Source organism: Lentzea sp. NPDC059081, from assembly GCF_042738015.1.
GTDB lineage: Bacteria > Actinomycetota > Actinomycetes > Mycobacteriales > Pseudonocardiaceae > Lentzea.
In genome coordinates, this window is the sequence record NZ_JBHYGW010000011.1 from 73,628 (window position 1) to 90,069 (window position 16,442).

13 protein-coding genes are annotated in these 16,442 nt (G+C 71.1%); 3 read left to right on the forward strand and 10 right to left on the reverse strand.

The window, feature by feature from the left end; all coding sequences use genetic code 11:
• Positions 1 to 4: 4 nt before the first annotated feature.
• The gene (locus tag ACFWV3_RS24225) at positions 5 to 1,234 is read left to right on the forward strand and encodes a DUF4142 domain-containing protein (protein WP_382413910.1); all 1,230 of its coding nucleotides are present in this window, start codon (positions 5 to 7) and stop codon (positions 1,232 to 1,234) included.
• Here the strand turns inward: ACFWV3_RS24225 and ACFWV3_RS24230 are convergent.
• Genes ACFWV3_RS24230 through ACFWV3_RS24240 form a run of 3 tightly spaced genes read right to left on the reverse strand, consistent with a single transcriptional unit; the run spans position 1,231 to position 3,922 of the window.
• Positions 1,231 to 2,355, reverse strand: coding sequence for an AAA family ATPase (locus ACFWV3_RS24230; protein WP_382413912.1), 1,125 nt, complete (start codon positions 2,353 to 2,355; stop codon positions 1,231 to 1,233). The genes ACFWV3_RS24225 and ACFWV3_RS24230 overlap by 4 nt on opposite strands.
• The gene (locus tag ACFWV3_RS24235) at positions 2,348 to 3,115 is read right to left on the reverse strand and encodes an RNA ligase family protein (RefSeq protein WP_382413914.1); all 768 of its coding nucleotides are present in this window, start codon (positions 3,113 to 3,115) and stop codon (positions 2,348 to 2,350) included. Before ACFWV3_RS24235 ends, ACFWV3_RS24230 begins: the two co-directional genes overlap by 8 nt.
• A 42-nt stretch (positions 3,116 to 3,157) precedes the next feature.
• A complete protein-coding gene (locus tag ACFWV3_RS24240) occupies positions 3,158 to 3,922 on the reverse strand; it encodes a hypothetical protein (protein ID WP_382413916.1) in 765 nt (254 codons plus the stop codon).
• A gap of 185 nt (positions 3,923 to 4,107) precedes the next feature.
• Between ACFWV3_RS24240 and ACFWV3_RS24245 the strand changes: the two genes are divergently transcribed.
• Complete coding sequence (locus ACFWV3_RS24245) at positions 4,108 to 4,908, forward strand: serine protease (RefSeq protein ID WP_382413918.1); 801 nt, start codon at positions 4,108 to 4,110, stop codon at positions 4,906 to 4,908.
• Between the two features lie 66 nt (positions 4,909 to 4,974).
• Here the strand turns inward: ACFWV3_RS24245 and ACFWV3_RS24250 are convergent, their stop codons facing one another.
• From ACFWV3_RS24250 to ACFWV3_RS24280, 7 genes are all read right to left on the reverse strand, one after another.
• Positions 4,975 to 5,769: an alpha/beta fold hydrolase gene (locus ACFWV3_RS24250; protein ID WP_382413920.1), complete on the reverse strand. Its 795-nt coding sequence runs from the start codon at positions 5,767 to 5,769 to the stop codon at positions 4,975 to 4,977.
• Positions 5,770 to 5,898: 129 nt separating this feature from the next.
• Complete coding sequence (locus ACFWV3_RS24255) at positions 5,899 to 6,357, reverse strand: MarR family winged helix-turn-helix transcriptional regulator (RefSeq protein WP_382413921.1); 459 nt, start codon at positions 6,355 to 6,357, stop codon at positions 5,899 to 5,901.
• A gap of 211 nt (positions 6,358 to 6,568) precedes the next feature.
• Positions 6,569 to 7,075, reverse strand: coding sequence for a regulatory protein RecX (locus ACFWV3_RS24260; RefSeq protein ID WP_330849657.1), 507 nt, complete (start codon positions 7,073 to 7,075; stop codon positions 6,569 to 6,571).
• 11 nt (positions 7,076 to 7,086) lie between these two features.
• Positions 7,087 to 8,133 carry a recombinase RecA gene (gene recA, locus ACFWV3_RS24265; RefSeq protein WP_382413922.1) on the reverse strand — a complete coding sequence of 349 codons (1,047 nt, stop codon included), beginning with the start codon at positions 8,131 to 8,133 and terminating at the stop codon, positions 7,087 to 7,089.
• A gap of 150 nt (positions 8,134 to 8,283) precedes the next feature.
• Positions 8,284 to 8,478, reverse strand: coding sequence for a DUF3046 domain-containing protein (locus ACFWV3_RS24270; protein ID WP_382413923.1), 195 nt, complete (start codon positions 8,476 to 8,478; stop codon positions 8,284 to 8,286).
• Positions 8,479 to 8,487: 9 nt separating this feature from the next.
• Positions 8,488 to 9,741, reverse strand: a complete 1,254-nt coding sequence (locus tag ACFWV3_RS24275) for an MFS transporter (protein ID WP_382413925.1) — start codon at positions 9,739 to 9,741, stop codon at positions 8,488 to 8,490.
• A 53-nt stretch (positions 9,742 to 9,794) separates the two neighbouring features.
• Positions 9,795 to 11,579: an Hsp70 family protein gene (locus tag ACFWV3_RS24280; protein ID WP_382413927.1), complete on the reverse strand. Its 1,785-nt coding sequence runs from the start codon at positions 11,577 to 11,579 to the stop codon at positions 9,795 to 9,797.
• 199 nt (positions 11,580 to 11,778) lie between these two features.
• Between ACFWV3_RS24280 and ACFWV3_RS24285 the strand changes: the two genes are divergently transcribed.
• Positions 11,779 to 16,323, forward strand: coding sequence for an ATP-dependent helicase (locus ACFWV3_RS24285; RefSeq protein ID WP_382413928.1), 4,545 nt, complete (start codon positions 11,779 to 11,781; stop codon positions 16,321 to 16,323).
• The last annotated feature ends 119 nt before the right edge of the window (positions 16,324 to 16,442 follow it).

Genomic DNA, 16,442 nt, shown 5'->3' on the forward strand with positions numbered 1-16,442 from the left:
CACTATGCGTCACCGGTTGGGCACTGTGGGACAGCGGGCCGCGCTGGTCATCACGTTGTCAGCGGTATTTCTGGGGGCTTTCCTCGGGGCGATCCCGGCGAATGCGCAGTCGGCCGAGCTGCAACCGGCGGACCGGTCTTTCCTGGTGTCGTTGCGCCAGGCGAACTCCTGGCTGGTACCGATCAGCAAAGAGGTTCCGACGCGCTCCACGAATGCGGGAGTCATCGCCGCCGGGCAGGAGATATTCGAGGGGCACTCACGACTCGACGTCGATCTCCTCAAATTCGCCGGCGATCTCGGCGTGGTGTTGCCGAACGACGTGAGCACCGAACACCAGGCACTGATCGACGAGATGGCGGACCGCACCGGGGAAAACCACGACCGCGCCTACGCGACGATCGTCCGCCAAACCCAGGGCGGCCTTCTGGTGATGACCACGCAAACGCGGGCGACGACCCAGAACGCCACGATTCGCGCGCTCGCGCACCAGACGGCACAAATGCTGGTCCGCACGATGACCGTTCTGGAGGACACCGGTTTCGCCGACCCGTCCGCTTTCGAGCTGGTGACCTCCAAGGCCCAGGTGAACGCGGTCAGGGTGGTCGGCCAGAACGTCGAACCGTCCGACCGCGAGCTGCTCGTCCTGCTCGCCCAGCACTCGCTCTGGCAGAAGCCGGCGAGCCGCGAGAGCTCGGACCGGGCGCGGGACGCGAAGGTCCGCAAGGTCGCGGGCCAGCTCGCCGCCGAGCACACCCAGCTCTCTCAGGCGGTGGCGGACGCGGCGCGGCGGCTCGGCGTGGAGCTGCCTGCCGAGCCGACGACCGAGCAGCGGTCGTGGGCCAACGCCATCTCGTCCAGCTCGGGCGACGAGCTCGACCGCATGTACGCGAACCTGTCGCGCGCCGCCGACGGCACGCTGATCACCCAGGTCGCCCACTCCCGCACGACGACCAGGAACGTCGCCGCCCGCACCGCCGCGCAGACCGGCCTGACCCTCCTGCTCAAGCACATGCAGCTGCTGGAGGGCACCGGCCTGGTGAAGTCGAACTCCTTGCAGATGACCGACGTCCCCGCCATCACGCGGGCGCAGTCGAACACCAGCCCGCCGGTCCAGCAGGAGGGGTCCGGGCTGAACATCGCCTTCCTCAGCGGCATCGCCGTGCTGGTCGTCGCCGCCGCCGGGTCGCTCTGGCTCGTCCGCGCGATCGGCCACCATGGCGAGCACCGCCGTTAGCGGAGTACCGAGGTGTCCACGCGCTCGACGACATGCGCCTCGGTGGGGTCGACCGCCTCCCACTTCGCGGCGAGGCGGTCGATGACGGCGGCGGGCACTGGTTCCGGACGAGCGCGGTTGCGGGCGTGGACCACGTCCTTCGGCGCCTCCAGACCGACCAGCGTGACCCGCGCGCGGTAGTCCGCGGCGAGCCCGATGCAACGCTCGCGCAGCTGCCGGGAGATGTTGGTGGCGTTCCAGACGAACCGCTCCCCCGCCCGCAGCAACGTCCTGGCCTCCTCGAACGCGGCGGCCGCGACCGCGCGCTGGTCGCCGTCGGGGGCGATGCCGAGCCGGGACCGCACCGCGTCGAGGCTCACGACCGGCCAGCCCGGCCGGTGGCGGGCGATCCAGTGGTCCTTGCCGACGCCGGGCAGCCCGGACAGCACCGTCACCTCGACGCGCGTGTCGTCGTAGGCGGCGTACGACGGGTCGCGGCCGGGTGTGCGGAAGTACTGGAACCGGGCGTGCCCGGACGGGAAGGCGCGCGGCCGGTCGAGGCAGTCGCGTTCGCGGCAGTACTCCTCGAACAACGCGATGTTCTCGAGCACCGCCTCCGCGTCGCCGCAGATCCGGCCGAGGATGTCGGCGCGGGCGAGCGTCGCGAGGTCGTCGTTGCGCGCGAGCAGGCTCACGCGGAACGCGATCCGGTCGAGGTCGGGACGTTCCAGCGCCCAGAACGGCACCTGGTGGTGGCGCACCAGCGCGGCGACGTGCTCGCGCCACTCGATCGGACGGCCCATCTCCCACAGGAGCTTGCGCACCAGCAGATCCCCGGCCCGTGAGTGGCCGTGCGCGGTGATGCGGCCGCCGTCGACCTGCGTGCGAAACGGCTTGGCGGCGTCGTGCATCAGCACGGTCGCGAACAACCGCACCCGGTCCGCCTCGGGACGAGCGCGCCATTCCGGCAACGCCACCAACGCCTCGCACGCCATCCGCGTGTGCACCGAGACGTCGCCTTCCGCGTGGTGCACCGGATCCTGGGGCACGCCCTCCATGGCGCGCACCCACTCGAACGCCGCGCGGACGGCGCCCCAGTCGAGAGTCCACTGTGGACCTTCGGGACAGAGCGACTCAAACACGGGACACCACCCGGTTCGGCAGGATCGGGCGGTCCTGCCAGTGGCTGCCCGAGTCCAGCACGGCCGTGACGAATGTCGGCCGCACCCACTTGTAGCGCTCGACCGTGCGCCCGTCCTCCTCGACCTTGATGTAGAGGCCCTCCATGTCGTCGTCCGAATCCGTCTCCGCGACAACGACTTCCGGGTCTTGCCCGGCCGCGCGGGCGGCGTCGACCAGCACGGCGCGCCGCCCCGGCGTGCGACAGGTGGACGGGCCGACCAATGCGGTCAGGTCCTGCACCGTCCGCAGCGGTCCCTCGTGCAGCACCGGCACCGGCACCACGGGCGTGCCGGCGAGCACCTTTCGCCGTTCCGGTGTGGACAGGAACTCACCCGTCTCGCGATCGAGCAGGTCGAACTCGCAGAAGTGGTGCGGCAGCGCGTCGTAGAACACGGTGTGCTTGGCGTACAACCATTCCCCGTAGAGCACGAACCGCGTGCCGAGCCTTTCCCAGAGCACGCCCTGGTGCGTCGCGGCCCACGCCTTCAGCGGAGCGAACTGCCGTTCGCGAGGCCCGCCCGTCAGGAAGTGGCCGCGTGACTGCAGCTTCAGCGCGCCCGCGGAGTCGAAGCTGATGCCCGCGTTGGCACCGTCGAGCTTCTCCTCGACGACGAGGTGCCGCCCCGCGATCGCGTGGAACGGCACCTGGTCGAGGTCCTCGTCGCCCGGTTGCAGGCGCGAGCCCTGGAGGTGCGGCGTTCGCGGGTACTTGCGCAACATGCCCTGATTTGTAACCCGCGCGCACGCCCTCGGGCGACCGGTTTACGCCTGGCCGACGAACGCCGCCTTGTCGGAGTTGAAGGTCGGCTCGAACACGAGCTGCATCTCACCGGGCTGCGCGCCGACCGAGTACGCGACCTCGAAGGTGTAGGTCTTGCCCGGCAGCACGGTCGCCGAGTCGAACGTGCTGTCGCACCCGCCGCTGCTGTCGAAGATCTTCGCGGCCTTCTGGCCGTTGAACTGCGCGTCGTCGGCGATCGACATCAGCGCGGTCTCGAACGGGGCGTTCGTGCCGTTCGTGACGGTGATCTTGAACTTCACCGCGCGGGTGATGTTCGGCGGCGCCGAGAACTGGCCGGGTGTGCACGCGACGGGCGCGGCGACGTCGACCGCGAGGCCGTTCGCCCACGTGTACCGCTTGCCCCAGGTGGGGGTCTCGGCGGTGGCGTTCTGCTTCGCGGTCTCGCCGGCGACGCCGACCTGCCCCTGGTTCGTGGTGCCGTCCAGGGCCTTGTCGATCTCCTTGACGGCCGCCTGACTCGCCAGCACGGTGAACGTGATCGCCAGGACGCAGAGAACGACGCCGATCGCCGCGAGCACCTTGCGCGTGCCGAACAACGCGATGACACCGAGCACGATGCCGACGGACGCGGCGATCGAGGTGAGGATGTTGAGGATGATCACCCACGAGCAGACGACACCGACGATGCCGAGGATGACCGCGGACCAGGCGAGCGCGCCGAACCTCGCGGGCTTCGGGGACGCGACCTGGGGCTGGGTGTGGACGTGCTGCGTTGGATAGGTCATTACGGCTCCCGGTTGCGAGGTGGTGACCACGACGTCGAAAGGTCCGCTTCCTCCGTTAGCGCCCCGAAGTGCGGGTCACTCGATCGAGTTGCGCTGAGCACGGCAGCCGACTTCCGAAGGTAGCGGGACGACTACGATCCGTACAGGCTTGGCGCTGGACGTCACCCCTGAAAGGAACCCTGCCCATGGCACGACGACTCGTCGGAACCCTGCTCGCGGCGATCGCCGCACTCGGCGTGACGGCGGCACCCGCCCAGGCCGCCGTCGACTTCACCGGCATCGTGGCCCTGAACAACTGCTCGGGCTCGCTCGTCCGCCTGCCGGACTCGGCCCCCGCCGACAAGGCGCTCGTGCTCACGAACGGGCACTGCGTCGAGCTCATGAAGCCCGGCCAGGTGATCGTCGACCGCACCGTGTCGCGCACCTTCAGCCTGCTGAACGGCTCCGGCTCCAAGATCGCGACACTGACGGGCACCAAGCTCGTCTACGCGACGATGACCGGCACCGACGCGGCGCTCTACCAGTTGAACACGACCTACGGCGACATCCAGAGCAGGTACGGCAGCCGTGCGCTGGAACTGTCCGCCTCGCACCCCGCGGCAGGCACCGACATCCGCGTCGTCTCCGGTTACTGGAAGCGCATCTACTCCTGCAAGGTCGACGGTTTCGTGCACCAGCTCAAGGAAGCCGACTGGAGCTGGACCGACTCGCTGCGCTACACGTCGTCATGCAACACCATCGGCGGCACCTCGGGTTCGCCGATCATCGACAACGCGAGCGGCAAGGTCGTCGGCGTCAACAACACCGGCAACGAGAGCGGCGGCCGCTGCACGATGAACAACCCGTGCGAGGTCGACGCCGCCGGCACCGTCACCGTCCGCAAGGGCATCAACTACGGCCAGCAGACCTACGGCTTCGTGTCCTGCTTCGGCTCCGGCACGACGCTGAACCTGTCGCTGCCCGGCTGCTCGGTCGCCAAGCCGTAGCGCGGACGTGGAGAAGCCGGGACGCCCCTGCCCGCGTCCCGGCTTCTCCGTTCCTCCCCCTGGCCCTTACCTCGCGGCGCGCACGATCAGGTCGGCCACGGTCTCCGGGTGCGACACCGCCACCGAGTGCGAGGCGTCCTTGACCTCGACGACCGCACGGGCGTGGGCGCGCTCGGCCATGAACCTCTGCGCGGCGATCGGGATGTTCTTGTCCTTGCCCGCGTTCACGAAGTACGACGGGATCCGGTGCCACGCGGGGTCACCGGCCTTCTCGCCCAGCGCGGTGTCGTTGATCGGCCGCTGCGTCGCCGCCGCCAGCGTCGCGTCCTTGCGGGACAGGTCCGCCGCGAACTGCTGCCAGTACTTGTCCTGCTGGATCGTCATGTCCTTGCTGCCGTCACCCAGGTCGATGGCCGACAGCGTGTCGCCGAGGGTGCTGCCGGGGAACTTGTTCGACAGGTCGAGGACGCTCTCGCCCTTCTCCGGCGCGAACGCCGCGACGTAGACGAGCGCCTTCACGTTCGGGTTCCCGAGCGCGGCCTGCGACTGCACCATGCCGCCGTAGGAATGTCCGGCGAGGACGATCGGCCCGTCGATCGAGGCCAGCACCTGACGCAGGTAGTTCGCGTCACCGGAGACCGACCTCAGCGGGTTCGCCACCGCCACCACCGTGAAGCCCTTGCGCTGCAACCGTTCCGCGACACCGTTCCAACTGGACGCGTCCGCGAACGCCCCGTGCACCAGCACCACGGTCGGCTTCTTCGCGCTCTGCCTGTCCTCGGCGGCACCGGCACCGGACGGAACAACGGCAGCCAGCGCCAGCAGGGTCCCAAGAACGGCGAACACCTTACGAACTCGCATTGCTCTCTCACTCTCTCGTCAGGCACCGGATGCACATCGTGCTCGATTAGGTCGTGCACGATGTAAGTTACCCGACGAGTTACCTCGCGCGCGATGTGTTTCAGGCCACTGGCGGTCGAGCGAGGACGACTAGCGCTCCGCGCCCTGCTTGACCCGCTGCAACGCCTTGCGCAGCACGGCGATCTCCTCGATGGTCATGCCGAGCGCCGCGCCGAGCTGGTTGAACATCTCAGCGCCGATCCACCGCAGCTCACGCCCCTTGTCGGTGAGCTGGACGAGCACGGAACGCTCGTCCTCCGGGTGCGTGACGCGCACCAGCTGCCCACCCTTCTCCAACCGCTTGATCAGCGGCGAGAGGGTGCTGTACTCGAGGTCGAGCTCCCGCACGAGCTCCCGGATCGGCCGCGAGTCCCGCTCCCACAGCAGCAGCATCACCAGGAACTGCGGGTACGTGATGCCCGCCTTGTCGAGGATCGGCCGGTAGAAGCCGGTGACCGCCCGCGACGTCGTGTAGAGGTCGAAGCAGAGCAGGTCGGAGACCGTCACGGTGGGCGGCACGGTAGACGGCACGTCGGGAGTGGTGCTCACGCCGTTCAGGCTACTCGGGACCAACCGGTGAAGCGGCGAAGTCGGTTACGGCACGTCAGGAGCGGCGACTCGACGGCGGCCACCACGCCTGCGCGAGCCCCTCTACGCGGGGCCACACCACAGCGGGCACCGAACGAGCCGCCCCACCACGAACCCCAGCCTCCCGCACAGCACGGCAGGACCGAGCCAGACCGACCACGCGGCCTGGCTGCTACCAGGGCTCGTCCAGCGCCGACGCCTCGTCGCCCGCGGTGCGCAACTCGTCGCGCACCACGCGGTAGGCGAGGCCCTCGGCGTACCCCTTGCGCGCCAACGCGCCCACCAGGCGGCGGATCTTCGCGGTCTCGTCCACGCCGGACATCGTGCGCAGGCGTTTGCGGACCAGCTCGCGGGCTCGTTCTTCCTCGGCCTCGCCGTCGACCGCGGCGACGGCCTCGGCCACCACCTCGTCGGCCACGCCCTTGCGGCGCAGTTCCATGGCCAGGGCGCGGCGGCCCAGGCCGTTGTAGGTGTGGCGGGAGCGCACCCACATCTCGGCGAACTGCGCGTCGTCGATCAAGCCGGCCCGGTCGAACTTGCCGAGGACGACCTCGGCGGCGCCGGCGCTGATTCCCTTGCGCAGCAACGCGTCGTGCAGCTCCTGCCGGGACCGGGCACGAGCGGTGAGCAGCGCGTAGCAGATGTCCCGCGCCTTGCGCTGCTCCTCAGCCTCGTCCAAACCCGCTGCCTCTAGAACTCGACGGGAGCGGCGGGCGCCGTCTCGTCGGCGTCGAGGGTCGCGCCGATGCCCAGCTTGTCCTTGATGCGCTTCTCGACCTCGTTGGCGATGTCCGGGTTGTCCAGCAGGAACTTGCGGGCGTTCTCCTTGCCCTGGCCCAGCTGGTCGCCCTCGTAGGTGTACCAGGCACCGGACTTGCGCAGGATGCCCTGGTCGACGCCCATGTCGATCAGCGAGCCCTCGCGGCTGACGCCCTTGCCGTAGAGGATGTCGAACTCGGCCTGCTTGAACGGCGGCGCGACCTTGTTCTTCACGACCTTGACCCTGGTGCGGTTGCCGACGGGCTCGCCGCCGTCCTTCAAGGTCTCGATGCGGCGCACGTCCAGGCGCACGGAGGCGTAGAACTTCAGCGCCTTACCACCGGTCGTGGTCTCCGGGGAGCCGAACATCACGCCGATCTTCTCGCGCAGCTGGTTGATGAAGATCGCGGTGGTGCCGGACGCGTTGAGCGCACCGGTGATCTTGCGCAGCGCCTGGCTCATGAGGCGGGCCTGCAGACCGACGTGGTTGTCGCCCATCTCGCCCTCGATCTCGGCGCGCGGCACGAGGGCGGCGACCGAGTCGATCACGAGGATGTCGAGCGCGCCGGAGCGGACCAGCATGTCCGCGATCTCGAGCGCCTGCTCACCGGTGTCGGGCTGGGAGACCAGCAGCGCGTCGGTGTCGACGCCCAGCTTCTTCGCGTACTCGGGGTCGAGGGCGTGCTCGGCGTCGATGAAGGCGGCGATGCCGCCGGCCTTCTGGGCGTTCGCGACGGCGTGCAGGGCCACGGTGGTCTTACCGGAGGACTCAGGACCGTAGATCTCGACGACGCGACCCCGCGGCAGACCACCGATGCCGAGCGCCACGTCCAGCGCGATCGCGCCGGTCGGGATGACCTCGATCGGGGCACGGCCCTCCTCGCCGAGGCGCATCACGGAGCCCTTGCCGAACTGCTTGTCGATCTGCGCCAGGGCCAGCTCGAGCGCTTTGTCCCGGTCGGGTGCTGCGGGTGCCATCTTGGGTCCACCTTTTGTCGTCTGCTGCCGTTGCTTCGTCATGTTGGACCTGACGCTACTGGCGGGGTCTGACAATTCTGCGAAGCCGGGGGTCGCGGCCACTGTAGCCGAACACGTGTTCGAGCACACGTGACACTCCGAACCCGCATCTCACCGACGATTCTCGGGAACTTCGAACGCGTCGCAGACGGCGACCCAGACCTCCTTGGCGCCGACCCCCGCCTCGATCGCCTGGTCGGCGGTGCGGCCGCCGAGCGACGACAGCACGTGGTCGTGGGCGATCATCTCGGCCCTGACCTGGCCGAACTCCCCTGCCATGAGTTTGCGGAACATGGTGATGCGCACCGCCAGACCCTAGCCAACGGGCTTGCGCAGCGACGCGAGCAGGCACACCACCAGCAGCGGCAGCGCGGTGAACCCCACGATCAGCCCGAGCGCCGCGTATGACCACGCCGTCACGACGATCCCCGACACCGCTCCCCCGATGGCGCCGCCGACGTTCATCACCAGGTCGGAGAGTCCCTGCGCGGCGGGCCGGTCCTCCACCCGCACGGACTCCGTGAGCAGCGCCGACCCCGACACCAGCCCGGCCGACCAGCCGAACCCGAGCAGCGCGAGCCCCGCCGCGAGCTGCGGCGCGTCGTGCGACGGCGCCATCCCCGCGACGCCGGACGCCGCCACCACCAGCGACGCCCCGATCGCGAGCACCGGCACCCGGCCGAGCCGGTCCGCCATCCACCCGAACAGGGGACTCGCCGCGTACATCGCCGCGACGTGCAGGCTGATCACGACCCCCACCACGCGCAACGACGACCCGGCATGGTTCATGTGCACGGGCGTCATCGACATCAGCCCGACCATCGCGGTGTGGCACAACATCACTCCAACGAGTGCAAGTCGTGCCATCGGCCCGAGCGTCGCCCAGACCCGGAGACCACCGGGCGTGACCGAACCGCCGGAGCAGTGCTGCGGTTCCACCGGTCGAGTGCTCTTCACGACCACCAACGGGTCCGGTCGCAGCCCGAGCTGGATCACCAGCACGGCCACGCCGAGCACCGCGGCGGCCAGCAGGAACGGCCCCACCCCCGGCGGCAGCCCGAAGGACGCGGCCACCCGTCCGGCGGGATCGGCGAGGTTCGGCCCGATGATCGCGCCGATCATCGCCGCCCACACCACACGGGACAGCTCGCGCGCACGGCGTTGGGGTTGCGCCAGATCCGTTGCGGCGTAACGGGCCGCGTAGTTCGCGCTGGACGCCCCTCCGAACAGGAGGAGCCCCGCCAACAACAACTGCCACAACCCGAATCCCACGGCGACAGCGGCGACCAACGCGCCGAGAGCGCCCATGCCGTAGCCGAGAATCAACGCGGGACGACGCCCGCTCCGTTGCGCGAGACGGGCTCCCGGCAGCGCGAGCAGCGCGGCACCGGCGACGGCCGCGGTCTGCGCGAGGCCCCCGACGGCGTCGGAACCGGACAGCGACGCGGCGATCAGCGTGCTGAACGCGAGGCCGATCGTGATCGACGCGGACCCCAGGGCCTGGGTGCCGGTCAGTACCCGAACCACCTTGCGCTGCACGCGTTCGACCTGCGGCGCCACGGTCACCATGATCGCGATGGTGGCACGCGGCGACGGCGTGCCGACAGGTCCATCAGGGGCGGTTACTCACCCGGTTGCACGGACTTCTCGAAGAAGTCGGCCATTTCGTCCGGCTTGAGCTCGTCGGCGTTCTCCTCGGCGTTCTTGGTGAGGATGCCGAACATGGGACGGCCCTTGGCGGTGAACACCAGCACGCCGGTGCCGGCCGACGTGGCCGCGCGGTAGCCGCCCTCCAGGCCGTTGCCGGTCCAGTCGGCCTCGACGCGGTCGGTCTGGAAGGACTTCGCGATGGCGTCGGCGTTGTTCTCGGCGCCGGTGACGCTGTCGGTGAGGATGTACTGGACCTCGTAGCCGTCGCGGATCGCGCAGCTCACGACCGTGCCCTTGATCTCCTCCATGCCGGTGATCTGCGCGGAGTCGGCCTTCTCGCAGCCGCCGCCGTCCGGAACGTGGCCCGCGAGCTGGCGCAGGCACCGGGTGAAGCCCTGGCCGTCCTGGGCGGTGTCGTCCTTGCACTCGTCGGCGCTGGGCAGGTCGGGACCGGAGAACGCGAACACGGCGCCGAGGACCACGGCGACCGCCACCACCGCGCCACCGACGGCGAGGAAGAGCTTCTTGTTGTCCTTCTTCTTCGGTCCCGTCTGCTGCGGGAAGTTCATCGGGTAGTTGCCGCTGACGTTCGGGTTCACGGCGTACGGCCCGGTGACCGGGTAGCTGCCGCTCGCCGAGTAGGCGCCACTGGTGTTCGGGTTCGGGTACGCGCCGCTCGGGTAGGAACCGCTGGGGTACGACCCGCTCGGGTACGAACCGCTCACGTTCGGGTTCACCGGGTGCGGGCCGCTCACCGCCGGGCTGACCGGCGCGGTGACGATCGTGGGCGGCTCGACGTACTTGGGCTTGTCGTCCTCGGGCTTCAGCGTGATCTTGGTCTTGTCGACGACCTGGGCACCGGACGCGACGATCGTCTCCGGGTGGTCGGGGCTGGTCGGGACGATGCCGACCTTCTCCGCGATGGTCTGCGCGACCAGCGGCATTTGGCACGAGCCGCCGACGAGGTAGACGTGCTCCGGCGTGACACCGGCCTTGGTGACCGTGGCGATCAGCAGCTCGGTGGTGCGGATCAGGCTCGTCCTGATCAACGCCTCCAGCTCGCCGCGCGTGATGACGACCTTCGCGAACGGCTCCGGCATCGTCACCTCGACCCGGTGCAGCGCCGAGAGGTCCTCCTTCGCCAGGCGCAGCTCCTCGCGCAGGCCGAGGCGGGCGCGGTGGTCGTCGACCGTGGTCGGGCGCAGCAACCGCTGCCAGGCGGCCGGGTCCTTGTGCGAGACCTCGCGGCCGACGTGCTCCAGCAGCGCCTGGTCCACGTCGAGACCGCCGATGTCGCCGAGGCTGCCGTCGGCCAGGATGCGGTGCTCGGAGTCGAGGACCGAGACGTCGAACGTGTCGGCGCCGAAGTCGTAGACCGCGAGCGGGCGGCCGCCGCCGAGCGCCGCCACCGCGATGGCCTCCGGCACGGGCACGAGCTCGCCCGTCATGCCCGCGAGCCTGGCCGCGGACAACAGCTTGTTGCGCCTGCTCGGGCCCCACTCCGCCGGGTGCGTCAGGCGGATCTCGTCGAGCACCGCGCCCATGAGCAACGGCGTCACGGCTTCCATCACCCGCGCGTAGATCGCCGCGAGCGCGTCGTTGACGGGCAGGGTCTTGTCGCCGAGCTTCATCGTCGGCTTGTCGATGAGGCGCTTCGGGCTCGCCTCGTAGCGCGACGGGTCGCGGCGTGAACGCCGGTCCGCGTCCCTGCCGACGAGCAGGGTGCCGTCCTCGTCGAGGTAGACCGACGAGGGCATGGTTGTCCCCCCGTCCACGTCCACCACACCGTGGCCGGACAGCACTGCGACTGTGTTTGCGGTGCCCAGGTCGACGGACAGGATGCGCACCGTGCTCCCCTCGAAGGACGTACGGGGTGATCGTGCCACAGGGGCCTTCGGCGGGTGCTCGGACCTGCGTAATCAGAAATTGTCGGACCCCGGCGTCATGATGTTCCCCATGGATGTGATGGAGGCCTTCTCACCGGCGACCAGGCAGTGGTTCGCCGGGGCCTTCGCCGCGCCCACCCCGGCCCAGACGGGCGCGTGGACGGCCGCGGCGGCGGGCGAGCACGCACTGGTCATCGCCCCGACGGGCTCGGGCAAGACGCTGGCGGCGTTCCTGTGGGCGCTCGACCGGCTGGCCGCTTCCCCGGTGCCGGCCGAGCCGAAGCGCCGGTGCCGGGTGCTCTACATCTCGCCGCTGAAGGCGCTGGCCGTGGACGTGGAGCGCAACCTGCGCGCGCCGCTGGCCGGCATCCGGCAGGCCTCGCACCGGCTGGGGCTCGCGGAGCCGTCGATCACCGTCGGCATGCGGACGGGCGACACGTCCCCCGAGGAGCGCAGGGCGTTCGGCCGCACTCCGCCGGACGTGCTGGTGACGACGCCGGAGTCGTTGTTCCTGCTGCTCACGTCGTCGGCGCGCGAGTCGTTGCGCGGCGTGGAGACGGTGATCCTCGACGAGGTGCACGCGGTGGCGGGTACCAAGCGCGGCGGGCACTTGGCGCTGTCGCTCGAACGGCTGGACGCGCTGCTCGAGCGGCCGGCGCAGCGGATCGGTCTGTCGGCGACGGTGCGGCCGGTCGAGGAGATCAGCACGTACCTGTCCGGCGGGCGGCCGGTGTCGGTGGTGCAGCCGAAGACGCCGAAGACCATCGAGGTCGAGGTCGAGGTGCCGATCGAGGACATGACGGTGCTCGGCCAGCCGACCGGTGAGGTGTCGGGCTCGGCGGCCGGTGCCGAGCAGCGCAACTCCATCTGGCCGTCGGTCGAGGCGCGCGTGCTCGAACTGGTGCGGGAACACCGGTCCACGATCGTCTTCGCGAACTCGCGCCGGCTCGCCGAACGGCTGACCGCGCGCCTGAACGAACTGGCCGAGGAGGCCACGGAACTGGAGTCGTTCCCGGCGGCGGCGATCGGCCAGTCCGGGATGACGGTGCAGAAGACCGCGTCGGTGGCCCGCGCGCACCACGGCTCGATGTCGCGGGAGCAGCGCACCGCCGTGGAGGAGGACCTGAAGTCCGGGCGGCTGCCGTGCGTGGTGGCCACGTCGTCGCTGGAGCTCGGCATCGACATGGGCGCGGTCGACCTGGTGGTGCAGGTCGAGGCGCCGCCGTCGGTGGCGTCCGGGATGCAGCGCGTCGGCCGGGCGGGGCACCAGGTGGGCGCGGTGTCGCGGGGGGTGATGTTCCCGAAGTTCCGCGGCGACCTGGTGTCGTGCGCGGTGGTGGCGGAACGGATGCGCGACGGCGCGATCGAGTCCGTCCGGTTCCCGCGCAACCCGCTCGACGTGCTGGCGCAGCACATCGTCGCGATGGTGGCGATGGAGACGTGGACGGTCGAGGACCTGACGGCGCTGGTGCGGCGGGCGGCGCCGTTCGCGGGACTGCCCGACTCGGCGCTGCACGCGGTGCTGGACATGCTGTCGGGGCGCTACCCCTCCGAGGAGTTCGGCGAGCTGCGGCCCCGGATCACCTGGGACCGGGTGAACTCCGAGCTGCGCGGCCGTCCTGGTTCGCAACGGCTGGCGGTCACGTCCGGCGGCACGATCCCGGACCGCGGGCTGTTCGCCGTGATGACGCCGCCGTCGGAGAACGGTCCCGGTTCACGCGTCGGCGAGCTCGACGAGGAGATGGTCTACGAGTCGCGCGTGGGCGACACGTTCCTGCTGGGCACCTCGTCGTGGCGGGTCGAGGACATCACGCACGACCGGGTGATCGTGGTGCCCGCGCCGGGGCAGCCCGCGCGGATGCCGTTCTGGAAGGGCGACGCGCCGGGCCGTCCGCTGGAGCTCGGCAGGGCGATGGGCAAGTTCCTGCGCGAGGTGTCCACGATGGAGGACGCGCCGGCGCGCGAGCGGGCGAAGGCGGCCGGCCTGGACGAGTGGGCGACGGACAACCTGCTCGCGTACCTGGGCGAGCAGCGGGAGGCCACCCGGCACGTGCCGAACGACAGGACCGTTCTGGTGGAACGGTTCCGCGACGAGCTGGGCGACTGGCGGCTCGTGGTGCACTCGCCGTTCGGTGCCCAGGTGAACGCGCCGTGGGCGTTGGCGATCGCCTCGCGGCTGCGCGAGAAGCGCGGGGTGGAGGTGCAGGCGGCGCACTCCGACGACGGCATCGTGCTGCGGCTGCCCGACGCGCTCGACTACGAGGGCGTGGAGGTGACGGCGAGCGCCGAGGACGTGCTGCTCGACCCGGAGGAGGTCGAGCAGATCGTGGTGGCCGAGGTGGGCGGGTCGGCGTTGTTCGCGGCCCGGTTCCGCGAGTGCGCCGCCCGGTCGCTGCTGCTGCCCCGGCGCGACCCGAAGCGGCGGACCCCGTTGTGGCAGCAGCGTCAGCGCTCGGCGCAGCTGCTGTCGGTGGCGTCGAAGTACGAGCGGTTCCCGGTGGTGCTGGAGGCGATGCGCGAGTGCCTGCAGGACGTCTACGACGTGCCGGGCCTGCGCGAGCTGATGGCCGACGTCCGCGCGCGCCGGGTTCGCGTGGTCGAGGTGGAGACGCCGTCGCCGTCGCCGTTCGCCCGCAGCCTGCTCTTCGGGTACGTGGGCATGTTCCTCTACGAGCTGGACGCGCCGCTGGCCGAACGCCGTGCGGCGGCGCTGTCGCTCGACTCGACGCTGCTCGCGGAGCTGCTCGGGTCGGAGGCGATCCGCGAGCTGCTCGACCCCGAGATCGTCGCCGAGGTCGAGCGCGCCCTGCAGCGGCTGGCGGAGGACCGCCGCCCGCGGCACGCCGAGGACACCGCCGATCTGTTGCGGTTCCTGGGAGATCTCTCCGACGCGGAGGCGCTCGAGCGCGGCGTGCCCCGCGAGTGGCTGGACGAGCTGGTGGCCCAGCGCCGGGCGATCCGCGTCCGGATCGCCGGTGAGGACCGCACGATCGCGATCGAGGACGCGGGCCGGGTCCGCGACGCGCTCGGCGTCGCGCTTCCCGTCGGCGTCCCGGAGGCGTTCACCGAGCCGGTGGCGGATCCGCTGGGCGACCTGCTGAGCCGGTACGCCCGCACGCACGGCCCGTTCCCGGCCACCGAGCCCGCGGCGCGTTTCGGCCTGGGCGTGGCCGTGGTGACGGGTGTGCTGGAACGGATGGCCGCCACGGGCCGGTTGGTCCGCGGCGAGCTGCGTCCGGGTGGCACGCACACCGAGTACTGCGACGCGGACGTGCTGCGCCGCCTGCGCCGTGCCTCGCTGGCCCGGCTGCGGTCCGAGGTGGAGCCGGTCGAACCCGCGGCGCTCGGCCGGTTCCTGCCGTCGTGGCACGGGCTCGGGCGCCGGTTGAGGTCCGCGCCGACGGTCGACGACGTGTTCTCCGTGGTCGAACAGCTCGCCGGCGCGCCGCTTCCCGCCAGCGCGCTGGAGTCCCTGCTGTTCCCGTCCCGGCTGCCCGGCTACTACCCGGCGCTGCTGGACGAGCTGACGGCGTCCGGCGAGGTGACGTGGACGGGCTGCGGCTCGCTGGCGGGAGGCGACGGCTGGATCGCCCTGGCCCCGACCGACGTGGCCGACCTGCTGCTGCCCGACCTGGTGCCGGAGTCGGTCCCGGAGTCGCCGCTGCACACGGCGGTGCTGGAGGCGTTGTCCGGCGGCGCGCTGTTCTTCCGCCAGGTCGTCGACCGGGTCTCGCAGTCCGTGACGTGCACGGACGCCGAGGTCGTCGGCACGCTGTGGGACCTGGTGTGGGCGGGCCTGATCACCAACGACACGCTGTCCCCGTTGCGCGCCCTGGTCTCCGGCGGCGGCGCGGCCCACAAACCCCGCCGCAGCGCTCCCCGAGGCCGCTACGCCCGCCTGCGCGCCGCCCGCCCGGACCTGCCCTCGCGCACCGGCCCGCCCACCGCGGCCGGTCGCTGGTCGCTGGCCGTGGCCCCGGCGGCCGACCCGACCCGCCGGGCGCACGCGCGAGCGGAGGCCTTCCTCGAACGCCACGGCGTCCTGACCAGGGGCGCCCTGGACACCGAGCGCGTGACGGGCGGCTTCAGCGGCGTCTACAAGGTGTTGCGGGCGATGGAGGAGTCGGGCCAGGTGATCCGCGGCTACGTCGTCGAGGGCCTGGGCGCCGCCCAGTTCGCGGCCCGCGGCGCGGTCGACCGCCTGCGCGCCCTCTCCCGCCCACCGGGCCAGCCCGCGCAGGACGACCAGTCCGCCGTGGTCCTGGCGGCGGCCGACCCTGCCCAGCCCTACGGCGCCGCCCTGCCCTGGCCGGATCCGCTCGGCGAGGGCAAGCACCGCCCGGCCCGCAAGGCGGGCGCGCTGGCCGTGCTGGTCGACGGCACCCCGGTGCTCTACGTCGAGCGGGGCGGCAAGTCCCTGCTGTCGTTCACCGACGACGACCCGACGCTGCGCACCGCCGCCAACGCCCTGAGCCGAGCCGTCCGCGACGGCTGGCTGGGCCAGCTGGCGGTCCAGCGGGCCGACGGCGAGGTGGCGCTCACCTCGCACCTGGCGACGGTCCTGCAGGAGGCGGGCTTCCGAGCCACCCCGAAGGGCCTGCGCCTGCGCGCCTGACCCGCGCACCGCCGGGCGGGTGAGGCGGCCCGGCGAGCAGTGGCGTCCTGACGGAGGCGCTTGGCCGGGCATGCCGGTCAGCCCGCTGGGCTCACCCGTCGTACCGGCCCTGCCCCTGC